Below are 17,904 nucleotides of genomic sequence, written 5' to 3'. Positions count from 1 at the left end.
GCTGGGCCACAGTGATGGTATTGCCGGCGCCGGTCACAGGACAACCGGCAATGATCGGGGCCCGTAGTGGTGGAAAGGCCTTGGCTGCGAAAGCAGGAGGGCCTGAAAGGAGAGTCCACCAGGGGCGGGGCGGAGCAGACCTATCAAACACCGCGCGCGGGACGCCTTGGGTCTGGCGGACTTGCGGTTATTCGGACTTCAGCATGCCTCGATGCTGCGAGGCGTCGAGGTCCGTGGGTCCTCAGGGCCCAAGAGCGTCCCGCGCGCCCTCGGTACTTCTCGGGAGCGGCGGAATGGGAATGCGGACTGCGGCTCACCCGGGGCCGACCAAAGAATACGGGCGATGAGTCACGCGTGGCGCGAAGCGGGCAAGCCCGCCGCGCGCGGCTGTTTGACATCTGAATCGACGAGACGCGTCAGGCTGAGCCACGATCTTGCCTCACCCTCCCCTGGAGGGGGAGACGGGTCAGCCCTTTTTTCCTTAAGCCTTCGGGCCTATATTCGGGATGCCGGGGCAACCCGGCTATGGCGATAAACGGCTGTCGTAATAAACCCATCGGACCCGGGGGCAGTACCCGGCGCCTCCACCAGTGCCGCTCGATTACGAAGGCCCCCTCCCAACTCGGGGTGGGACCGGTTCCCACCGCAAGGCGGAACCACCGGGCGGCACCGGCGGGGGCGAAATAGGATCGACGAGGGCGTAAAGGGCGGACTTTTGCTCGGCATGGTTCCGCCGTTATCGGGCCAATTCCATAGTTGCCAACGACAACTATGCTCCGGTTGCTCTGGCTGCGTAAGCAGCTCGACTAACCAAGCCTGCAAGCCCTAACCGTCTTAGCAGCGGTTAGGCGGGGTTCGGAGGCACCTGGCAACAGAAGCCTCCACTTCCTTCCCCTCGCCGCGACTCCCATCTAGAACAGCGACCCCGTGCCTTTGCCGCGGGCTCGCGCTAGCATCGGTACCGCCGTCCGGAAGACGTCACATGCCCGACCACATCCGCTACGATCTTCTCACCCAGCAGGCGCTGCGCAGCGTCGTGCGCAACGTGCTGACCGACGCGGCGAAGAAGGGTCTGCCCGGCGAGCACCACTTCTACATCTCGTTCGACACCCGCGCCGAGGGCGTGCGCCTGTCCGACCGGATCAAGGCGCAATACCCCGAGCAGATGACCATCATCCTGCAGCACCAGTTCTGGGATCTCGAGGTCGACGAATCCGGCTTCTCGGTCGGCCTTTCGTTCGGCGGCGTGCCGGAGAAGCTCGGCGTGCCGTTCGAGGCGATCAAGGGCTTCTTCGACCCGTCGGTGCAGTTCGGGCTGCAGTTCGAGGAGGTCGCGGAGACCGAAGGCCAGCCTGCCGCTGAGGCCGCCAAACCCGCGAGCAAGAAGAAGCTGCCGTCGACCCCTGCGCCGGCGGCCGCTCCCCCCGCCCCCGCTGCCCCGGCCGCCGCAGCGACCGAAACGCCGGAAAGTCCCGACGACAAACCGACCGGCGGCGCCGAAGTCGTCCGTCTCGATCGATTCCGCAAGAAGTAGCGGCGGCCCGAGCCTTGCCGCCGGCGGGGCACGGCCATAGGTGAACGATATGGCCGACGTACCGACGACCCGCACCGAAACCGACTCCTTCGGACCCATCGACATCCAATCCGACAAACTGTGGGGCGCGCAGACGCAGCGCTCGGTCGAGAACTTCCGCATCGGCAGCGAACGCATGCCGCTGCCGCTCATCCACGCCCTCGGCCTCGTCAAGCGCGCGGCGGCGGACGTGAATCGCGATCTCGGCAGCCTGGATGCGAAGCTCGCCGACGCGATCGCCGCAGTCGCGCAGGACGTCGCCGACGGCAAGCTCGACGATCAATTCCCCCTCGTCGTCTGGCAGACCGGCTCCGGCACGCAATCGAACATGAACGTCAACGAGGTGATCGCCAACGTCGCCAACGTGAAGCTCGGCGGCGCGCTCGGCGCCAAGAAGCCGATCCATCCGAACGATCACGTCAACATGAGCCAGTCGTCTAACGACTCGGTGCCGACGGCGATGCACATCGCGGCGGGAATCGAGATCGAGAAACGGCTGAAGCCCGCCCTCGAACATCTGCACGCCGCGCTCGATGCCAAGGCGAAAGAGTTCGAGCCGATCGTCAAGATCGGCCGCACGCACACGATGGACGCGACGCCGATCACGCTCGGCCAGGAGTTCTCCGGCTATGCGGCGCAGGTCGCATCGTCGCTCCGGCGCATCGACATGGCCCGGCACGAGCTCTATCCGCTGGCGCAGGGCGGCACCGCCGTCGGCACCGGGCTCAACAGCAAGCCCGAGTTTGCCCGGCGTTTCGCCGATCGCATCGCCGCCCTCACCGGCCTGCCCTTCACCTCCGCCGACAACAAGTTCGAGCACATGGCCGCGCACGACGCCTACGTGTTCGTCCACGGCGCGCTCAACGCCGCCGCGGCGGCGCTGTTCAAGATCGCCAACGACATCCGCCTCCTGGGCTCCGGCCCGCGCTCGGGGCTCGGCGAGTTGTCATTGCCGGAGAACGAGCCCGGCTCCTCGATCATGCCGGGCAAGACCAATCCGACGCAGGCGGAAGCGCTGACGATGGTGTGCTGCCAGGTGTTCGGCAATCAGACGGCGATCACCGCCGCCGGCAGCCAGGGCCACTTCGAGCTCAACGTCTACAAGCCGGTGCTCGCGCACTGCATGCTGCAATCGATCCGGCTCATCGCCGACGCAGCCGTGTCGTTCACCGACAATCTCGTCGTCGGCATCAAGGCCAACGAGGCGCGCATCCGCGAACTGCTCGAGAACTCGCTGATGCTGGTGACCGCCCTTTCTCCAAAAATTGGTTACGACAATGCGTCGAAAGTCGCCAAGGCTGCGCACGCAAACGGCACCACATTGCGCGAGGAGGCCGTGAAGCTCGGCTTCGTCAGCGCCGACGAATTCGACCGGATTGTCCAGCCCGGTCAAATGACTCGCCCGCGTTGAGCCGCTTGGTCGCTGTGCAGCGGCGTCAATCTTTCGCTAAGACTGTTCCCACGATATGCATGCGCAACCGGCGCGATGCCTGTACCGGAACACATCCGGCGGCTGTCATCGCGACGGCCGAAGGGGGTACCAATCGCTCGCGCAATAAGACCCATGCGCTATCGCGGCGCACTCATGGGTTGCGTTCTGGACGACTGTCATGGCCGAACTGATCAATCTCCGACTGGCGCGCAAGCGCGCGCAACGCCGCAAGGGCGAGCAGGATGCCGAGAACAACCGGCTCGTGCATGGCGAACCGAAAGCGCTGCGTGACCTGCGGCGTCTGGAGGCACAAAAGAACGCGCGCGCGATCGAAGCGCATCGCCGCGAGCGGGGGGACGGCGAATGAAGTCGCCGGTCGTCAAACGCTCGATCGTCATCGCCGGCCACAAGACAAGCGTCAGCCTCGAAGACGCCTTCTGGGCCGGACTGAAGGAAATCGCCCACGGCAAGGACATGACCCTGTCGGAGATGGTCGCATCGATCGATGGAGGCCGCGGCGACGGCAATCTCTCCTCGGCGATCCGTCTCTTCGTGCTCGATTACTATCGCGATGCGGCCAGAGCCGCGCGCGGGATTTGAGCCATCAGCGCACCGGCGGCTGCGGCAGCGCTTGCACCGACACCGGTGGCGGCAGCGGCGGCGCGGTCACCGATGGCATCAATACCGGCGGCGGCGACACCGGCGCGAACATCGGCACGGCGGCCTGCTCCTTCGCAGCCCGCTCCGCAGCGGCGCGCGCCCTGGCCGCCGCTTCCCTTTCCGCAGCGCGTGCCTTCGCGGCGGCATCTTCTGCGGCCTTGAGCTTCCTCGCCTCGTTGTCGACCGCGCGCAGCGTCAGCCAACCGGTCAAGGCCGACACGTCGACGCTGCGCGCCGGCGCGGACACCGGCCCTTTGATTGCCATGTAGATGTCGGGCCGTGCACCACCGGCGATGTCGGCGCCGGACAAGATGACATGCCCATCGACGAGACCGTTGGTCAGATCGAGCGCGCCCGACATGGTGAGATCGGCGGAGTCGCCGCTCGTCTTCGTGGTGTTGAGCCGCACCTGCCCGGCGCTGACCACGAGATCCGCCTTGGCGTGCTTCACCGCGAGCTCGCCGCTCTCCAGCGCCTTGCCGACGATGTCCGACACCCGCGACGTTTCGATGGGCACACCCTGATCGACGGCATGCGTGACGACATCGAAGGCGCGCGGATCGAGCCCGGCGATCTGCGCATTGTCGAGCGTCACCGCGCCGCCGCCTCGTAATGAGCCGACGAGCGCGGCCGGGCTCAGCCCGTTGCCCGCCATCTCCAGCTTGAATCCGAGCGTGCCGCCGAGCGGCGGACGGGCGCCGGACGAAAGCAACGCGGTCGCGTCGCCGCCCGTGAGCGAAAGCGTCATCGTCGTTTGCAGGCCGTCATCGCGCGTGAACGACAGCTGCCCCTTGAGCGCGCCGCCGGCCAGCGTCCCGGCGATGTCGTCGACCCGCGCCTCCCGCGCGCCGAAATGCAATTTGGCGGCGACTTCGCGCGCGGCGAGCTGCGGCGACAGCTCCACGCGGTGCGCCTTCACCGCGACGTCGCCCTGCACGCTTCCGATCACGCCGGCCGCGAACGGTTCGCTCGACCAGGACCAGCGATCCGCTTTCGGCGGCGCGGACGGCAAGCCGATCGCCGCCGCGATGACCGGCGGCGCATTCACCGTGTCCACCTCGAGGGCGCCGGCGACGCGATTGATGTCGCCGAATTTGATCTCGAGGTTGCCGTCGAGCTTGGCGCCGCCGACCGCCGCGCGGATACGGCGCAGGCTCAGGTCGTTACCGGCGAGCACGGCGCGGCTGGCATAGCTCACGGGCACGGTCCCGTTGGCTGCGAATGCGGCGCTGGCATGCGGCACCGCGACCTGCAGATCGGCGCTGCGCTTGACGATATCGGCCGTACCTTTGAGGCTGGCAGCGAGATTGCCCGCGCCGACGGCAGCCTCGACGTGCATGGTGCCGCGCGCCGGCCCGGATGCGGCAAAGGTCAAATGGCCCGGCCCGCTCGCGACGTTGAACACGCGGTCGAGGCGCAGCATCGACACGAGCGCCGAACCGTTATCGGCATCGAGCCGGCCGCCGACCCGCAGGTCGCCGAGCGTGCCGCTGTGCAGGTCGACCTTGCCGGAGGCGTCGACGGTAAACTTCGTCGTGCCGAGCGTGCCGGCCAGCGACACTTGCCCCGTGCTCGGCGGCGCGCCGTCGGCGACGGTGAAGCCGGCATGCAACTTCGCCGGCGACATCACCGCTGCGGCCGGTGTCAGCGCATTAGCGGTCTGCGGCGCCAGCCGCGACAGCACCGCCAGCACCGGCTTCATGTCCGGCGCGTCGAGATCGGCGGTGAGGCTGCCTTTCTGCCCGGTCTTCTCGAAACGGATGCGGCCCTGCGCCGAGAATTTGGCGCCGCCGAGATCGGCGACCGACAGGTTCTCGATGCGCAATCCATCGCGGCCCCAGGTCAGCGACGCCTCGGCGTCACGCGCGCTGAAGCCGGACAAGGTCGCGTGCTTGAGATCGGCCTTGAGCGCGATCTCCTGCGGCCCTTCGACCTGCGAGCCGGCCGCCATGGCCTTGCCGAGCGCGATCGCGGCGTCGAGATCGATGTCGTCGGCCTTGAGACGGGCGTCGAGTTTCGACGGCGCCCGGCCCGCCGCGTACGTGTAGACGAGACCGCCGGTCACCTGCTTGTCGTCGAAGCGCGCCTCCAAGCGCTCGATGGCGACCTTGTCGGTACCGAAGGTGACGTCGCCGCGCAGATGGAGCGGCTTGAGATCGCCGGCGGGATCGGCCTCGCGTCCTTGCCACCAGGCGAACAGCAGCTTCGGGTCGGTCGCATCGACCACTGCCGGCCCGGTGAACGACGTGCCGTTGTCCTTGATGGCAAGCTTGCCGCTGAGCGCCACCTGGCTGAATCCCGGCGCCTGGAATTCCAGCTTCTGCAGATTCCAGCCGCCGTCGACCGAATTGAAGTCGCCGCCGACGTTGCGCAGCGAGTGGCCGCCAAGCACGACCTCGTCGACGCTCAGGCCGATGTCCATCGGCAGCGGCGACACGAAGGCGGCGGCGCCGCTTCCCTGCGCCAGCTTGCGCAGGGCCTCGGCCGGCGTCGGGTGCTGGCCGTCCGGCCCGGCCAGCATGTGGTCGAGATCGAGGCGTGGCGTGTTGAGTTCGGCGGTGAGCGACGGCGCCTGGCCGAAATCGAGGCGCACCGATCCGGTCAACTTCAAGGCTTCGGTGTCGGCGCCGTAGACGACCTGGAGATTTTGCAGCAGCGCCGAATTGGCTCCTGCGGCGAGCTTGCCACTGATGTGCCACGGCGATGCGCTTTTCATTCCGGGCGGCGGACCGAGACTAAGGCTACCGTCGAATTTCGGCTTGCCATCGGTGAAGGTCAGCGCGCCGTCGCTGGCGATGCTGAACGGATGCTCGGCCGGCTGCAGGCCGATGCGCAGCTTGATGCCGTCCGACCCGTAGCGGCCGGAGGCGAGATCGAGTGAGTAATGGTCGCCGCCGGCGACGAGGCTGCCGCTGCCGTTGAACGGCCCGAGCAGCGAGCGGGCGCGGCCGTTGAAGAAGACGTGGTCGAGCGTCAGCGTCGTGGCGCCGCTGGCGTCCTTCACGATCAGCTTGCCGCCCTCGACCTCGAGCCGCTCGACCGTCAGCGCGTCGGGCGCGAAGCCGAAGGCAAACTTCGGCAGCCGCAGGTGGCCGCTGGCGTCGACGCCGACCGTGATTTCGGGATTGGCGAGACGCAGATCCTCCGCCTGCCACTGGCCGCGCATCAGCGGCGTCAGCGCGAACTGGACGTCGAGCGCGCCGGCGCGGATGGCGTTGCCGCCCTGCCCGACGGTGACGTCGTGCAAGGTGAGCCGCGGCGACGGCAGCAGGCGGCCGTCGATCGGCCCAGCGACATGGACGGGCGCGCCGACGAGGCGGCCCGCCTCCGCCTCGATCACCGGACGGTAGTTGCTCCAGTCGATGAACAGCGGCCCCACCAATGCGGCCACCAGCGCAATGATCAGGGCAATCGCAATGCCGAGGAGCGTCGTCTGCAAAGGCAACTCCGACGGCGCGCGCGGCACGCCGCAAACCTGTCAAAACCTGTCGAGATTTTACGCCAGTTCTGCTGATTGTTGGCGGCAAATGTGTGTCGGGGTGCCGCACCGGCGCGACAGCCGGCCGCGCGAACCGGCCGGACGTGACGACCTTAGCGGTACCGGCCCCTCAGATGGCGACGATCTTGCCCGGATTCATCAGATTCTGCGGGTCGAGCGCCGTCTTGATCGCCGCCATCGCGGCGAGCGCCGCGGGCCCGTGCTCGGCAAGCAGGTACTTCATCTTGCCCTGCCCGACGCCGTGCTCGCCGGTGCAGGTGCCGTCCATCGCCAGCGCCCGCTCGACCAGCCGTTCCGAGAGCGCCTTGGCGCGCGCGACTTCGTCGGCGTCTTTGGTGTCGACCAGCAGCGACAGATGAAAATTTCCGTCGCCGATATGACCCACGATCGGCGCCAGCAGCCGGCTGGCAGCGATGTCGGCCTGCGTCTCGGTCACGCAATCGGCCAGCCGCGAGATCGGCACGCAGACGTCGGTGGCGACCAAGGCGGAGCCCGGCCGCAGCGCGAGACACGACATCGCGGCGTGATGCCGCGCCTCCCAGAGCCGCGTGCGCTCCTCCGGCCGTGTCGTCCAGGTGAACGGACCGCCGCCGAATTCGGCCGCGATTTCGCCGAAACGCTGCGACTGCTCGGCGACCGAGGCGTCGGTGCCATGGAATTCGAGGAAGAGCATCGGCGTCTCGGGCAGGCCGAGCTTGGAATGCAGATTGACGGCGCGCACCTGCAAGGCATCGAGCAGTTCGATGCGCGCGATCGGGATGCCGGACTGGATGGTATGGATGGCGGTGTTGCAGCAGGCCTCGACCGAGGGGAACGGACAGATGCCGCCCGAGATCGCCTCGGGGATGCCGGACAGCTTCAACGTCAATTGCGTGATGACGCCGAGCGTGCCCTCGGCGCCGATCATCAGCCGCGTCAGGTCGTAGCCGGCCGAAGTCTTTTTCGCCCGCCGCGCCGTGTCGATAACCTCGCCGTTGGCGAGCACGACCTTCAGCGACAGCACGTTGTCCTTCATCGTGCCGTAGCGCACCGCATTGGTGCCGGAGCAGCGCGTCGCCGCCATGCCGCCGAGCGAGGCGTCGGCGCCGGGATCGATCGGGAAGAAGAGCCCTGAGTCGCGCAGCTGTTCGTTGAGAGCCTTGCGCGTGATGCCGGGCTGGACCACGCAGTCGAGGTCCTCGGCGTGCACGGTCAGCACTTTGTTCATGTCGCGGAAGTCGATGGAGACGCCGCCCTCCGGCGCATTGACGTGACCTTCCAACGACGAGCCGACGCCGAACGGGATGATCGGCAGATCGTGCTCGGCGCAGATGCGCACGATGCGCTGCACGTCCTCCGTGCTCTGCGGATAGATGACGGCGTCGGGCGGCTGGTTGGGGATCCAGGTCAGCGTGTTGCCGTGCTGCTCGCGCACGGCCTGCGAGGTGACCACGCGATTGCCGAAGGCGGCGGACAGTGCGGCGACGCCGGCGGCGCGCGCCGCGGGATCGCGAGAGTTCCGTGTGTCGCCGGGAGCGGCCGTAGCGCCTGCCATACTTGTTGTCCCTCGAAGAGCGGGCAACGTGTGGCGGGTCGTCCGGGTCAGGTCAAGCGCACAGGAGCGGTGGGAGATAATCCCGCTGCGCGTGGCGCTAGCACCACTCGAAGGGACCCTGGATTTCCGGGGCGCTGTTTTTCGCGGGCACGCTGTTGGTCGCCGACGCCGCATAAAACGCGATCATCGCCACCACGAACAGCAGATACAGCGCTCGCGCAAGCCGGACGAGCATTGCCCCGTCTCCTTTGACTTGCGCTCAGGATAGCCAAGGACACTGGCGCGGCGGCGGTATACTTAATGTTTGGTTAACGCCGGAGCCGGCCCTGTGGACGGTTCTGTATCGGATGCCGGGTTCCCTGCCCGATGGACGGGCAAATTCGGCTGGCGTAGGTTTTCGCCCCGTTCTCAATCGCCCAAACTGGAGTTCGCAATGGCCGGCCCCGTAATCGCCGTCACCGACAGCGTGTTTCCCACCCTCGACCCTGCCAAGGCGGCGCTGGCGCGGCTCAATCCGACCTATCGAATGGCGAAGAGCGCGAGCGCCGACGACATCCTCGCCGTCGCAAGGGACGCCGACGCCCTCCTTATTACCTACGCCAAGATCACGCGCGAGATCATCGGCCAGTTGACGAAATGCAAGGCGATCGGCCGCTTCGGCCTCGGCGTCGACAACATCGACCTGCCGGCGGCGAAGGAAAAAGGCATCGCCGTCAACTACGTGCCGGACTACTGCATCCGCGAAGTGTCCGACCACACGATGGCGCTGCTGCTGTCGCTGATCCGCAAGGTGCCGCTGTCGAACAAACTGGTGCAGGCCGGCCGCTGGGAGATGCCGGCCGTGGTGCCGATCCGCCGCATCGAGGGCACCGTGCTCGGCCTCGTCGGCTTCGGCCACATCCCGCGCCTCGTGGCGCCGAAGGCTCAGACCTTCCGCATCAAGGTCATCGCCTACGATCCCTTCGCCAAGGCGGAGTTGTTCAAGGCGGCCAATGTCGAGAGCGTCGATTTCGACACGCTGCTGCAGCGCTCGGATTATGTCTCAGTGCACGCGCCGTTGATGGCGCAGACGCGTGGCATGATGAACGCCGATGCCTTCGCCAAAATGAAGAAGGGGGCCTACGTTGTGAACACGGCGCGCGGGCCGCTGATCGACGAGCCGGCGCTGATCGCCGCGCTTGACGCCGGCCAGGTGGGCGGCGCCGGCCTCGACGTCGTTGCGACGGAGCCGCTCGCCAAGGATTCGCCGCTGCTCGGCCGCGACAACGTGATCGTCTCGCCCCACACGGCGTTCTATTCGATAGAAGCGCTGGAGGAATTGCAGAGCAAGTGCGCCAGCGACGTCGCCCGCGTGCTGAGCGGCGAGAAAGCCGTCTACCCGATCTCAGCCTGAGGCGCGATGCTCGACCGACCCGAACCGCTGTTCTTCGCCCCCTTCGTCTCGTCGATCATGACGGTCGAGCCGCAGTGGATCGACTACAATGGCCATCTCAACATGGCCTATTACAACGTGCTGTTCGACCGCGCGGTGGACGAGGCCTACGAGCTCATAGGTGTTGGTCTCGATTACCTCAAGCAGCACCGGCATTCGACCTTCACCGCCGAAGTGCACGTGCGCTACGTGCGCGAGCTGAAGCAAGGCGACCCGGTGCGAGTCACCTTCCAGTTGCTCGGCTACGATGCCAAGCGCATCCACTATTTCGAGCAGCTGTTCCACGCCACCGAAGGCTGGGTGTCGGCGACGTCGGAGAACATGACGCTGCACGTCGACATGATGGCCAAGAAAGTCGCGCCGTTCCCCGATTCGGTGATGCGCTCGCTGGCGGCGATGAAGGCGGCGCACGAGCGGCTGCCGCGCCCGGAAGCGGCGGGCCGGCGGATTGCAATGCCCGGCCGCGATTGACGGCTTCTTCTTCCCTCCGTTTGCAAGCGAGACGATTCATGTCGAACGACAAGCCTGCCGTGCCGCCTTTCGATCCCGCGGCCGCCGGTTGGGAGCCCTACGGCCACGAAGGCTTCATCGGCCTGGTCGGTCCATTCTGGGCGCGCAAGGCGGGCGACAGCTACGAGTACGCCTTCCTCGCCGAACCCAAGCACCACAATCGCCGCCACGTCGTGCAGGGCGGCATGCTGATGACCTTCGCCGACCGCTCGATGGGCATGGCGTGCTGGTACGCCAACGGCAAACGGCCGCAGGCGACCGTTCAGCTCGACATGCATTTCGTCGATGCGGTGCAGATCGGCGAGTTCGTCGAGGCGAAATGCGAGGTCGTCCGCCGCACCCGCGCTTTGATTTTCATGAACGCCGATCTTGTGGTCGGCACGCGCGTAGTGGCAACCGCAAAAGGCATTTGGAAAACGCTGGGCGTGTCGTAACGACAGGCCGCGCAGGCGCGTCTAGAGGACGAGTATCACCTTGCCGACGTGCTCGCCGCTTTCCATGCGGCGGTGCGCGTCCGCCACGCCGCGCAGCGGGAATGTCGAGTCCACGATCGGCTTGATCTCGCCGCTTTCGATCAGCGGCCACACCGCCTTGCGCACGGCGGACACGAGACGGCCCTTCTCTGCGATCGGGCGCGGGCGCAGACGCGAACCGGTGAGATACAAATTCCGGCCCTGGATGAGGCCGCAGTCGAGCTCGAGCCTGGCGCCCTGCTTGAGCGCCAGCATCACGAGACGCCCGCCCGGCGCCAGCAATTCGAGCCCGCGCTGGATGTAGTCGCCGCCGACCATGTCGAGGATGACGTCGACCGCGCCGACGCGGCGCGCTTCCGCGACGAAGTCCTGCGTCCTGTAATTGATCGCCTTGACCGCGCCGAGCTCTTCGCAGCGCCGGCATTTGGCGTCTGTCCCCGCTGTGGCGAGCACGCGCGCACCGAGTCTGTGCGCGAGCTGGATCGTGTGCGTGCCGATGCCGCTGGCGCCGCCGTGCACGAGGATGGTCTCGCCCGGCGCCAGCCGGCCGATCTCGAACACGTTGCTCCACACGGTCATCGCCACTTCCGGCAGGCCGGCCGCCTCGACGAGGCTGACGCCGGCCGGGATCGGCAGGCACTGCACGGCCGGCACCGCGCAATATTCCGCGTAGCCGCCGCCAATGAGCAACGCGCACACTTGCGCACCGACGGCCCATTCCGTCACCCCGTCGCCGACGGCGACGACGGTGCCGGCGCATTCCAGGCCGAGAATGTCGGGCGTGCCCGGCGGCAGCGGGTATTTGCCGCGCCGCTGCGATAAATCCGCGCCATTCACGCCGGCTGCCCCGACTTTGATCAATACTTCGCCGCAGGCGGGCTTCGGCACCGGCCGCTCGACGACTTGCAGAGCTTCAGGACCGCCCGGCGGCGGCGCGACGACAGCGAGCATGGTGCGGGGAATGGTCGGGTTCGTGCTCATGCCGGCTCCTTTAGCACGCCGGCACCGCGGTTTTTCCACGTGCCCACGCGATTTTCCCGCGAAATCCGCGCCGAATAGGCCCCCTGCGAGCGCGGCACCTCGAAATCGCCCCCCACGAATGCCATCTTTGCCCTAGACAGAATCATTGCGGGCGCTCGATGCGCCCTCCTCCTCCTTTCCGAGCAAAATGTCAGAGCCCAAGCGTCACGACCCTGTTCCATCGCGCCAACCCGCTGCGGGCGGGATTGGGGCGCGCGCCATGGCGGCGCGGGCCGGAAACATGCCCTTCGGTCATGAACTCAACCCGGAGCAGCGCGAGGCGGTCGAGACCCTGGACGGGCCTGTGCTGGTGCTGGCCGGCGCCGGCACCGGCAAGACCCGCGTGCTGACGACGCGCATCGCCCACATCCTCACCCTCGGCCGCGCCCACCCCTCGCAGATCCTCGCCGTCACCTTCACCAACAAGGCGGCGCGCCAAATGAAGGAGCGCGTCGGCACCATGGTCGGCCACGTCGTCGAGGGCATGCCGTGGATGGGCACGTTCCACTCGATCGGCGTCAAGATCCTGCGTCGCCACGCCGAGCTGGTCGGGCTCAAATCCGACTTCACCATCCTCGACGTCGACGACCAGGTCCGCCTGATGAAGCAGTTGCTCGAAGCCGAGAAGCTCGACGAGAAGCGCTGGCCGGCGCGCATGCTGGCCGGCCTGATCGACGGCTGGAAGAACCGCGGCCTCACCCCCGATCAGGTGCCGGCCGGCGAGGCGGCGAGCTTCGCCAACGGCAAGGGCCGGAAGCTCTATCAGGCCTATCAGGACCGGCTGAAGACGCTCAACGCCGCCGACTTCGGCGACCTGCTGCTCGAATGCATCCGCCTGTTCCGCCAGCACCCGGACGTGCTGCGGCAGTACCAGAGCCGGTTCAAATTCATCCTGGTCGACGAGTACCAGGACACGAACGTGGCGCAGTATCTGTGGCTGCGGTTGCTGTCGCAGAGTGCGCCGTCCCCCTCACCCGCCTCGCCGCTGCGCGGCTCGGCACCCTCTCCCACAGGGGGAGAGGGTGAGGAGAGCGCGCGGCATACTCCGTTACCCTCTCCCCTCGTGGGAGAGGGTGGATCGCCTGAGCGCAGCGAAGGCGAGCCGGGTGAGGGGGTGAGCCTCGAAGATACGTGGGATGCACCCGAAAAAAGTGCCCCTCACCCCGACCCTCTCCCCGCAAGCGGGGAGAGGGAGCAGGCAGCAAGCGGGGCGAGGGAGCAAAAAAACATCTGCTGCGTCGGTGACGATGACCAGTCGATCTATGGCTGGCGCGGCGCGGAGGTCGATAACATCCTGCGCTTCGACCATGACTTCCCCGGCGCCAAGGTCATCCGGCTCGAGCGAAATTACCGCAGCACCGGCCACATCCTTGCCGCCGCCTCGCAGCTCATCGCCCACAACGAAGGCCGGCTCGGAAAAACACTCCGCACTGAGGACGAGGACGGCGAGAAGGTGCAGGTCACCGGCGCCTGGGACTCGGAGGAAGAAGCCCGCGCCATCGGCGAGGAGATCGAGGGCCTGCAACGCGCCGCACGCGAGCGCGGCGAGGACCATCCGCTCGACGAGATCGCCATTCTGGTGCGCGCCTCGTTCCAGATGCGCGAGTTCGAAGACCGCTTCATCCAGCTCGGCCTGCCCTACCGCGTCATCGGCGGCCCGCGCTTCTACGAGCGCGCCGAGATCCGCGACGCGCTCGCCTATCTGCGCGTGATCGCGCAGCCCGCCGACGACCTCGCCTTCGAGCGCATCGTCAACACGCCGAAGCGCGGCCTCGGCGACGCCACCGTGCAGATGCTGCACGATTATGCGCGCAAGCAGCGCATTCCGATGACCGAGGCGGCCGACCGCATCTCCGCCACCGACGAGATGAAGCCGAAAGCGCGCGGCGCGCTGCGCGGCCTGATGGACAACTTCGCGCGCTGGCGCGAGCAGAAGGACAAGCTGCCGCACACGGAGCTGGCCGAGATCGTGCTCGACGAGTCGGGCTACACCGAGATGTGGCAGAAGGACCGCTCCGCCGACGCCGCCGGCCGGCTCGAAAACCTGAAAGAGCTGGTCAAGTCGATGGAGCAGTTCGAGAACCTGCAAGGCTTTCTCGAACACATCTCGCTGGTGATGGACACCGACCGCGGCGAGCAGGAGCAGTCGGTCAACATCATGACGCTGCACTCGGCCAAGGGGCTGGAATTCGACACCGTGTTCCTGCCCGGCTGGGAGGAAGGCTTGTTTCCGCACCAGCGCTCGCTGGACGACCAGGGCCGCGCCGGCCTCGAGGAAGAGCGGCGGCTGGCGCATGTCGGCCTCACCCGCGCGCGCCGGCGGGCGAAGATCTATTTCGCCGCCAACCGGCGCATCCACGGCCTGTGGACGTCGAACGTGCCGTCGCGCTTCCTCGACGAGCTGCCGGAGCAGCATGTCGAGGTGAAGGAGGCGGCCGGCGGCACCGGCGGCTTCGGCATGTCGGGCTACGGCCCGAGCCGCTTCGACGAGATGGGCGCGTTCGGCTCGTCCTATTCGACGCCCGGCTGGCAGCGCGCGCAGGCGCGCAAGGGTAAGGGCGGCTTCTCGGAGAACGGCGCGCCTTACGGCAAGACGGGCCGCCGCGGCGGCCCTGACGGCGACACGCCGGACGGCGTGTTCGACCAGCGCGACGAATACGATGAGGACGGGCACGGCGGCACCACAGCGTCCCCTCTCCCCTTGGGGGAGAGGGACAGGGAGAGGGGTGGCCGTGCGCACGGCGCCGCCCGCGCACCCAAACGCGCCCCCCTGACCATCGAAGGCGAGCTGATCGCCAAATCGACCGGCACCGCCTCGGCCTACGCCGTCGGCGACCGCGTCTTCCACCTCAAATTCGGCAACGGCAACGTCACCGCCGTCGACGGCAACAAGCTGACCATCCGCTTCGACAAGGCGGGGGAAAAGCGCGTGGTGGATAGTTTTGTGGAGAGGGTGTGAGGGGCTTCTCCCTCTCCCCGCCCTGCGGGGAGAGGGTCGGGGTGAGGGGCAGAGACAGCGCTCAGACTCGCGGAAACGCCCCCTCACCCGGTTCGCCTGCGCTATGCTCCGGCGAACCGACCTCTCCCCGCCCGCGGGGAGAGGTGAAAAACGGGGGCTCCCTTGCTCCGCGACAGCCGTGATATCGTTCGCAGGCTGCTGGACGACGGCTTCGAATTGAAGTCGGTGCAGGGATCGCACCACAAATATGTGCACCCGGCGAAGCGCCTGATGGTCATCGTGCCGCATCCGAAGCGCGACTTGCCGCCGGGCACCGTGCGCAGCATCTATAAGCAGGCCGGCTGGCCGAAGGACTGACCGATGCCCTACTACATCGCCCTGATCCACAAGGATGCCGACAGTAGCTACGGCGTGTCGTTCCCCGATCTGCCGGGCGTGGTCACCGCCGGCGACAGCATCGACGAAGCGATGCAGCACGCCGCCGAGGCGCTGGAATTCGCCGCCGAGGATTGGGAGAGCAACGGCCGCAAGGGCCTGCCCTCGCCGCGCACCATCGACGAGCTTCGCTCAAATGTCGAATTCCAGGAGGACGCCGCCGACGCGGTCGTCGCGGCCGTGCCGTTCCGCGCCAAGGCGGAAGCGGCCGAGTAAGGTGACCGCGCCCTCCACCTCAGGTTCGGCAATGGCAATGTCACCGCCGTCGACGGCAACAAGCTGACCATCCGCTTCGACAAGGCGGGGGAAAAGCGGGTGGTGGATAGTTTTGTGGAGAGGGTGTGAGGCTACCGGCGCCCCGCCTCATCCCAAGACTTCAAATTCGCCATAAGCGCTTTCAGTGCCTGACGAGGCTCATTAAAATGCTCTGATCGGTACTTGTCAAATTCATGGGTATCCAAAAGGCGAATATGAACGTTATTGCGATGATCCCACAGCTGTTTCAGGCTATCGCGCTCTTGTTCAGAGAGCCATCCGCGTATAGTTGCCCGATCGAGTCTCTTCTTAACGCCCGCCATCGAAGCGAATATGCCTTGCCCGGGAATGTGAAGCACAGCCTCAAGGACGGTCCCAAGCGTTATGATCGCCGACTTGATCGTCATTTCCTTCGCAATGCCCGACAAGTCAGTTCGCGCCAATAGCCACCAAACTACATCAATATACATAAATCCGTATGCGCAGCTGGATTTCTGCCTTTGGCTGAGGTACGAGGGACAAAGGTTCCGATATTGCTCCGCCGTTCCAATTAAGCCGCGAGGAAAATTAATTCTTGAGTTATCGCGTGCCGAGCGACCGCAATAGTCCTGTATTTCCTGCACGAGACGCCCAGCCGTCGAGACGGCTCGTATCAACTCAGCATCATTGGCAATAGCCATAACGATACACCCGCAATCTGCGCCTTCACTCTTCACCGATCGATAGATCGGCTTTCTTTGATTTTTGGGCAAGCGGGGATATTTGTTGTAAGTCCCTTCTTAATCCAAGCGCAGCATCATACAAGTCGACATTCATTTGCAGATTAAGCCACAGCTCCGGTGTCGTTCCCGTTGCCTTTGCAATTCGCAATGCCATAGCCGCCGTAATTGACCGCTTTCCACCCACAATTTGATTTACACTTAAACGTGAAACGCCGATCTTCTTGGCAAACTCTTCTTGGGTAATACCATGCTCCTCCAAGAAATCATCATGAAGAATTTCACCAGGCGTAGCAGGTCGGCGCGATACAGCCATTTCCGACTTCATCTTTTTCCCTGCTTCCTCACTTTTGTTCCAAGCGAACGTCAATCGCATCACGCCGCATCCATTCGAAGGTGATCCACCACCGATCGATGACGTGAATGTAATAGCGAGCAGGCTTTGACCGCGCACGTTTTGCGATACGCCCATGACCCGCAAATCGCGCGTCGTCGAGATTTGTCGCGGCAGCGAGAATGTCGAATTGACGCGCCGCCTTCGCAGCGACATACGTCGGCACGTTTTTGGCCGCGCCAACCGCGCATACGTCGCGCGCAGACCGATTTCCAAAGTACAACATTTGAAGTCTCCGGTTGAGAACAGGTGAACGAGGGACACTCGCTCTTCTCAGGCGGAGAAACTCCGGTGCGTAATGAATGAGTCAGAACCCAACGGTGCGTGTTTGGCGAACTATCTAGATCGCTGGCACCTGACGCGCTCCGAAAGCGAGCCCGGATGCGCGCAATCCGATATATCTTTTCCGAAAAGATCGCTTGCAGCGCCGACACCATCTCGTACAGCGACGAGAAACGATCTGCATATCGTAGTGCGGCCTCTTCCCAAAAAGACTCAATTTCTTTCGTGGAGATATGAAATACTTGGTCAAAGTCAGCCCAGTGCGGCTTAACCTCCGAGGCCAAAGAGAGCGCAGATAAAGATTTTCCAGAAATCGCCTCATATGAGAATGTCAGTCGATGCGCGTTGTCGATCTCATAAAAGAAACTCCAAAACTGTCTGGGATTGTGCAGCTTCTGAGATGAAACGAAGCCATTTAATACGCAACCAGTTCCGCTTTGATGAAGGGTCGGTAGATATAGCCAATCCTCATCTGCACGAACTATCGTCGCGCGGAACGGGCTAAGAACGTCGGCGAACGCTAATACATTCGAGACATTGAAGACATCGTCGACGGCATCCGGAGAGTTTTGAAGAAACTCCGGAATTACTATCGGATAGGAGAAGCGCGCGTTCGGATCGAAAAAATCCCGATGACCTATGTCATGCGCGATCGCAGCGCGGCGCGCTAGCCGAACCGCTTCCAGATCTAATCTTTCAGTTATCACCCGCGTCGAAAGCATGCATA

General features: G+C 65.4%; 17 protein-coding genes and 1 other RNA gene. 11 read left to right on the top strand and 7 right to left on the bottom strand.

The annotated features are described in order from the left end of the window. Positions 1 to 469: 469 nt before the first annotated feature. From ssrA to VGV41_RS22620, 5 genes are all read left to right on the top strand, one after another. Positions 470 to 886, top strand: a transfer-messenger RNA (tmRNA) gene (gene ssrA / locus VGV41_RS22640). Between the two features lie 96 nt (positions 887 to 982). Then, entirely contained in the window at positions 983 to 1,534 is a 552-nt protein-coding gene (locus tag VGV41_RS22635) for an SspB family protein (RefSeq protein ID WP_326866501.1), read from the top strand. 49 nt (positions 1,535 to 1,583) lie between these two features. Beyond that, complete coding sequence (gene fumC / locus VGV41_RS22630) at positions 1,584 to 2,984, top strand: class II fumarate hydratase (protein WP_326866500.1); 1,401 nt, start codon at positions 1,584 to 1,586, stop codon at positions 2,982 to 2,984. A 199-nt stretch (positions 2,985 to 3,183) separates the two neighbouring features. Beyond that, positions 3,184 to 3,372, top strand: coding sequence for a DUF4169 family protein (locus VGV41_RS22625; RefSeq protein WP_326866499.1), 189 nt, complete (start codon positions 3,184 to 3,186; stop codon positions 3,370 to 3,372). Continuing rightward, positions 3,369 to 3,605 (top strand): ribbon-helix-helix domain-containing protein, encoded by a 237-nt coding sequence (locus VGV41_RS22620; RefSeq protein WP_326866498.1) that lies wholly within the window; start codon positions 3,369 to 3,371, stop codon positions 3,603 to 3,605. Before VGV41_RS22625 ends, VGV41_RS22620 begins: the two co-directional genes overlap by 4 nt. A 4-nt stretch (positions 3,606 to 3,609) precedes the next feature. Here the strand turns inward: VGV41_RS22620 and VGV41_RS22615 are convergent, their stop codons facing one another. From VGV41_RS22615 to VGV41_RS22605, 3 genes are all read right to left on the bottom strand, one after another. Next, on the bottom strand, positions 3,610 to 7,104 hold the full coding sequence (locus VGV41_RS22615; RefSeq protein WP_326866497.1) for an AsmA-like C-terminal region-containing protein: 3,495 nt from the start codon (positions 7,102 to 7,104) through the stop codon (positions 3,610 to 3,612). A 169-nt stretch (positions 7,105 to 7,273) separates the two neighbouring features. Next, positions 7,274 to 8,698 carry an FAD-linked oxidase C-terminal domain-containing protein gene (locus VGV41_RS22610; RefSeq protein ID WP_326866496.1) on the bottom strand — a complete coding sequence of 475 codons (1,425 nt, stop codon included), beginning with the start codon at positions 8,696 to 8,698 and terminating at the stop codon, positions 7,274 to 7,276. Positions 8,699 to 8,795: 97 nt separating this feature from the next. Beyond that, complete coding sequence (locus VGV41_RS22605; protein WP_326866495.1) at positions 8,796 to 8,933, bottom strand: hypothetical protein; 138 nt, start codon at positions 8,931 to 8,933, stop codon at positions 8,796 to 8,798. Between the two features lie 198 nt (positions 8,934 to 9,131). On the opposite strand from VGV41_RS22605, the gene VGV41_RS22600 reads away from it, so the two are divergent. The 3 genes from VGV41_RS22600 to VGV41_RS22590 are packed head-to-tail and all read left to right on the top strand — an operon-like array spanning position 9,132 to position 11,074. Then, positions 9,132 to 10,091, top strand: a complete 960-nt coding sequence (locus VGV41_RS22600) for a C-terminal binding protein (RefSeq protein ID WP_326866494.1) — start codon at positions 9,132 to 9,134, stop codon at positions 10,089 to 10,091. 6 nt (positions 10,092 to 10,097) lie between these two features. Then, positions 10,098 to 10,601 (top strand): thioesterase family protein, encoded by a 504-nt coding sequence (locus tag VGV41_RS22595; RefSeq protein ID WP_326866493.1) that lies wholly within the window; start codon positions 10,098 to 10,100, stop codon positions 10,599 to 10,601. Between the two features lie 38 nt (positions 10,602 to 10,639). Further along, a complete protein-coding gene (locus VGV41_RS22590; protein WP_326866492.1) occupies positions 10,640 to 11,074 on the top strand; it encodes a PaaI family thioesterase in 435 nt (144 codons plus the stop codon). A 21-nt stretch (positions 11,075 to 11,095) separates the two neighbouring features. Here the strand turns inward: VGV41_RS22590 and VGV41_RS22585 are convergent, their stop codons facing one another. After that, complete coding sequence (locus VGV41_RS22585; RefSeq protein ID WP_326866491.1) at positions 11,096 to 12,094, bottom strand: NAD(P)H-quinone oxidoreductase; 999 nt, start codon at positions 12,092 to 12,094, stop codon at positions 11,096 to 11,098. A gap of 187 nt (positions 12,095 to 12,281) precedes the next feature. Here VGV41_RS22585 and VGV41_RS22580 point away from each other — a divergent pair, with 187 nt between their 5' ends. The 3 genes from VGV41_RS22580 (at position 12,282) to VGV41_RS22570 (ending at position 15,743) form a co-directional block, all read left to right on the top strand. Beyond that, complete coding sequence (locus VGV41_RS22580; RefSeq protein ID WP_326866489.1) at positions 12,282 to 15,092, top strand: ATP-dependent helicase; 2,811 nt, start codon at positions 12,282 to 12,284, stop codon at positions 15,090 to 15,092. A gap of 162 nt (positions 15,093 to 15,254) precedes the next feature. Further along, complete coding sequence (locus VGV41_RS22575; RefSeq protein ID WP_326866488.1) at positions 15,255 to 15,449, top strand: type II toxin-antitoxin system HicA family toxin; 195 nt, start codon at positions 15,255 to 15,257, stop codon at positions 15,447 to 15,449. 3 nt (positions 15,450 to 15,452) lie between these two features. Continuing rightward, the gene (locus tag VGV41_RS22570; protein ID WP_326866487.1) at positions 15,453 to 15,743 is read left to right on the top strand and encodes a type II toxin-antitoxin system HicB family antitoxin; all 291 of its coding nucleotides are present in this window, start codon (positions 15,453 to 15,455) and stop codon (positions 15,741 to 15,743) included. A gap of 131 nt (positions 15,744 to 15,874) precedes the next feature. On the opposite strand, the gene VGV41_RS22565 is transcribed toward VGV41_RS22570, so the two are convergent. The 3 genes from VGV41_RS22565 to VGV41_RS22555 are packed head-to-tail and all read right to left on the bottom strand — an operon-like array spanning position 15,875 to position 17,899. Further along, entirely contained in the window at positions 15,875 to 16,462 is a 588-nt protein-coding gene (locus tag VGV41_RS22565) for a hypothetical protein (protein ID WP_326866486.1), read from the bottom strand. Between the two features lie 25 nt (positions 16,463 to 16,487). Further along, positions 16,488 to 16,877 carry a HigA family addiction module antitoxin gene (locus VGV41_RS22560; RefSeq protein WP_326866484.1) on the bottom strand — a complete coding sequence of 130 codons (390 nt, stop codon included), beginning with the start codon at positions 16,875 to 16,877 and terminating at the stop codon, positions 16,488 to 16,490. After that, positions 16,877 to 17,899, bottom strand: a complete 1,023-nt coding sequence (locus tag VGV41_RS22555; protein ID WP_326866483.1) for a hypothetical protein — start codon at positions 17,897 to 17,899, stop codon at positions 16,877 to 16,879. Before VGV41_RS22555 ends, VGV41_RS22560 begins: the two co-directional genes overlap by 1 nt. Positions 17,900 to 17,904: the final 5 nt, after the last annotated feature.

Origin of the sequence: Pseudolabrys sp. (assembly GCF_035943735.1) — a bacterium.
Taxonomy (GTDB): domain Bacteria; phylum Pseudomonadota; class Alphaproteobacteria; order Rhizobiales; family Xanthobacteraceae; genus Pseudolabrys.
The sequence above is the reverse complement of the archived record's forward strand: the minus strand, read 5'-3'. Positions and strand labels throughout refer to the sequence as shown.

Bases quoted from the DNA above. Each gene is read 5' to 3' on its own strand.
- VGV41_RS22635 (WP_326866501.1), top strand. From the start codon at position 983: ATGCCCGACCACATCCGCTACGATCTTCTCACCCAGCAGGCGCTGCGC.
- fumC (WP_326866500.1), top strand. From the start codon at position 1,584: ATGGCCGACGTACCGACGACCCGCACCGAAACCGACTCCTTCGGACCC.
- VGV41_RS22625 (WP_326866499.1), top strand. From the start codon at position 3,184: ATGGCCGAACTGATCAATCTCCGACTGGCGCGCAAGCGCGCGCAACGC.
- VGV41_RS22620 (WP_326866498.1), top strand. From the start codon at position 3,369: ATGAAGTCGCCGGTCGTCAAACGCTCGATCGTCATCGCCGGCCACAAG.
- VGV41_RS22610 (WP_326866496.1), bottom strand. From the start codon at position 8,698: ATGGCAGGCGCTACGGCCGCTCCCGGCGACACACGGAACTCTCGCGAT.
- VGV41_RS22605 (WP_326866495.1), bottom strand. From the start codon at position 8,933: ATGCTCGTCCGGCTTGCGCGAGCGCTGTATCTGCTGTTCGTGGTGGCG.
- VGV41_RS22600 (WP_326866494.1), top strand. From the start codon at position 9,132: ATGGCCGGCCCCGTAATCGCCGTCACCGACAGCGTGTTTCCCACCCTC.
- VGV41_RS22595 (WP_326866493.1), top strand. From the start codon at position 10,098: ATGCTCGACCGACCCGAACCGCTGTTCTTCGCCCCCTTCGTCTCGTCG.
- VGV41_RS22590 (WP_326866492.1), top strand. From the start codon at position 10,640: ATGTCGAACGACAAGCCTGCCGTGCCGCCTTTCGATCCCGCGGCCGCC.
- VGV41_RS22585 (WP_326866491.1), bottom strand. From the start codon at position 12,094: ATGAGCACGAACCCGACCATTCCCCGCACCATGCTCGCTGTCGTCGCG.
- VGV41_RS22580 (WP_326866489.1), top strand. From the start codon at position 12,282: ATGTCAGAGCCCAAGCGTCACGACCCTGTTCCATCGCGCCAACCCGCT.
- VGV41_RS22570 (WP_326866487.1), top strand. From the start codon at position 15,453: ATGCCCTACTACATCGCCCTGATCCACAAGGATGCCGACAGTAGCTAC.
- VGV41_RS22565 (WP_326866486.1), bottom strand. From the start codon at position 16,462: ATGGCTATTGCCAATGATGCTGAGTTGATACGAGCCGTCTCGACGGCT.
- VGV41_RS22560 (WP_326866484.1), bottom strand. From the start codon at position 16,877: ATGCGATTGACGTTCGCTTGGAACAAAAGTGAGGAAGCAGGGAAAAAG.
- VGV41_RS22555 (WP_326866483.1), bottom strand. From the start codon at position 17,899: ATGCTTTCGACGCGGGTGATAACTGAAAGATTAGATCTGGAAGCGGTT.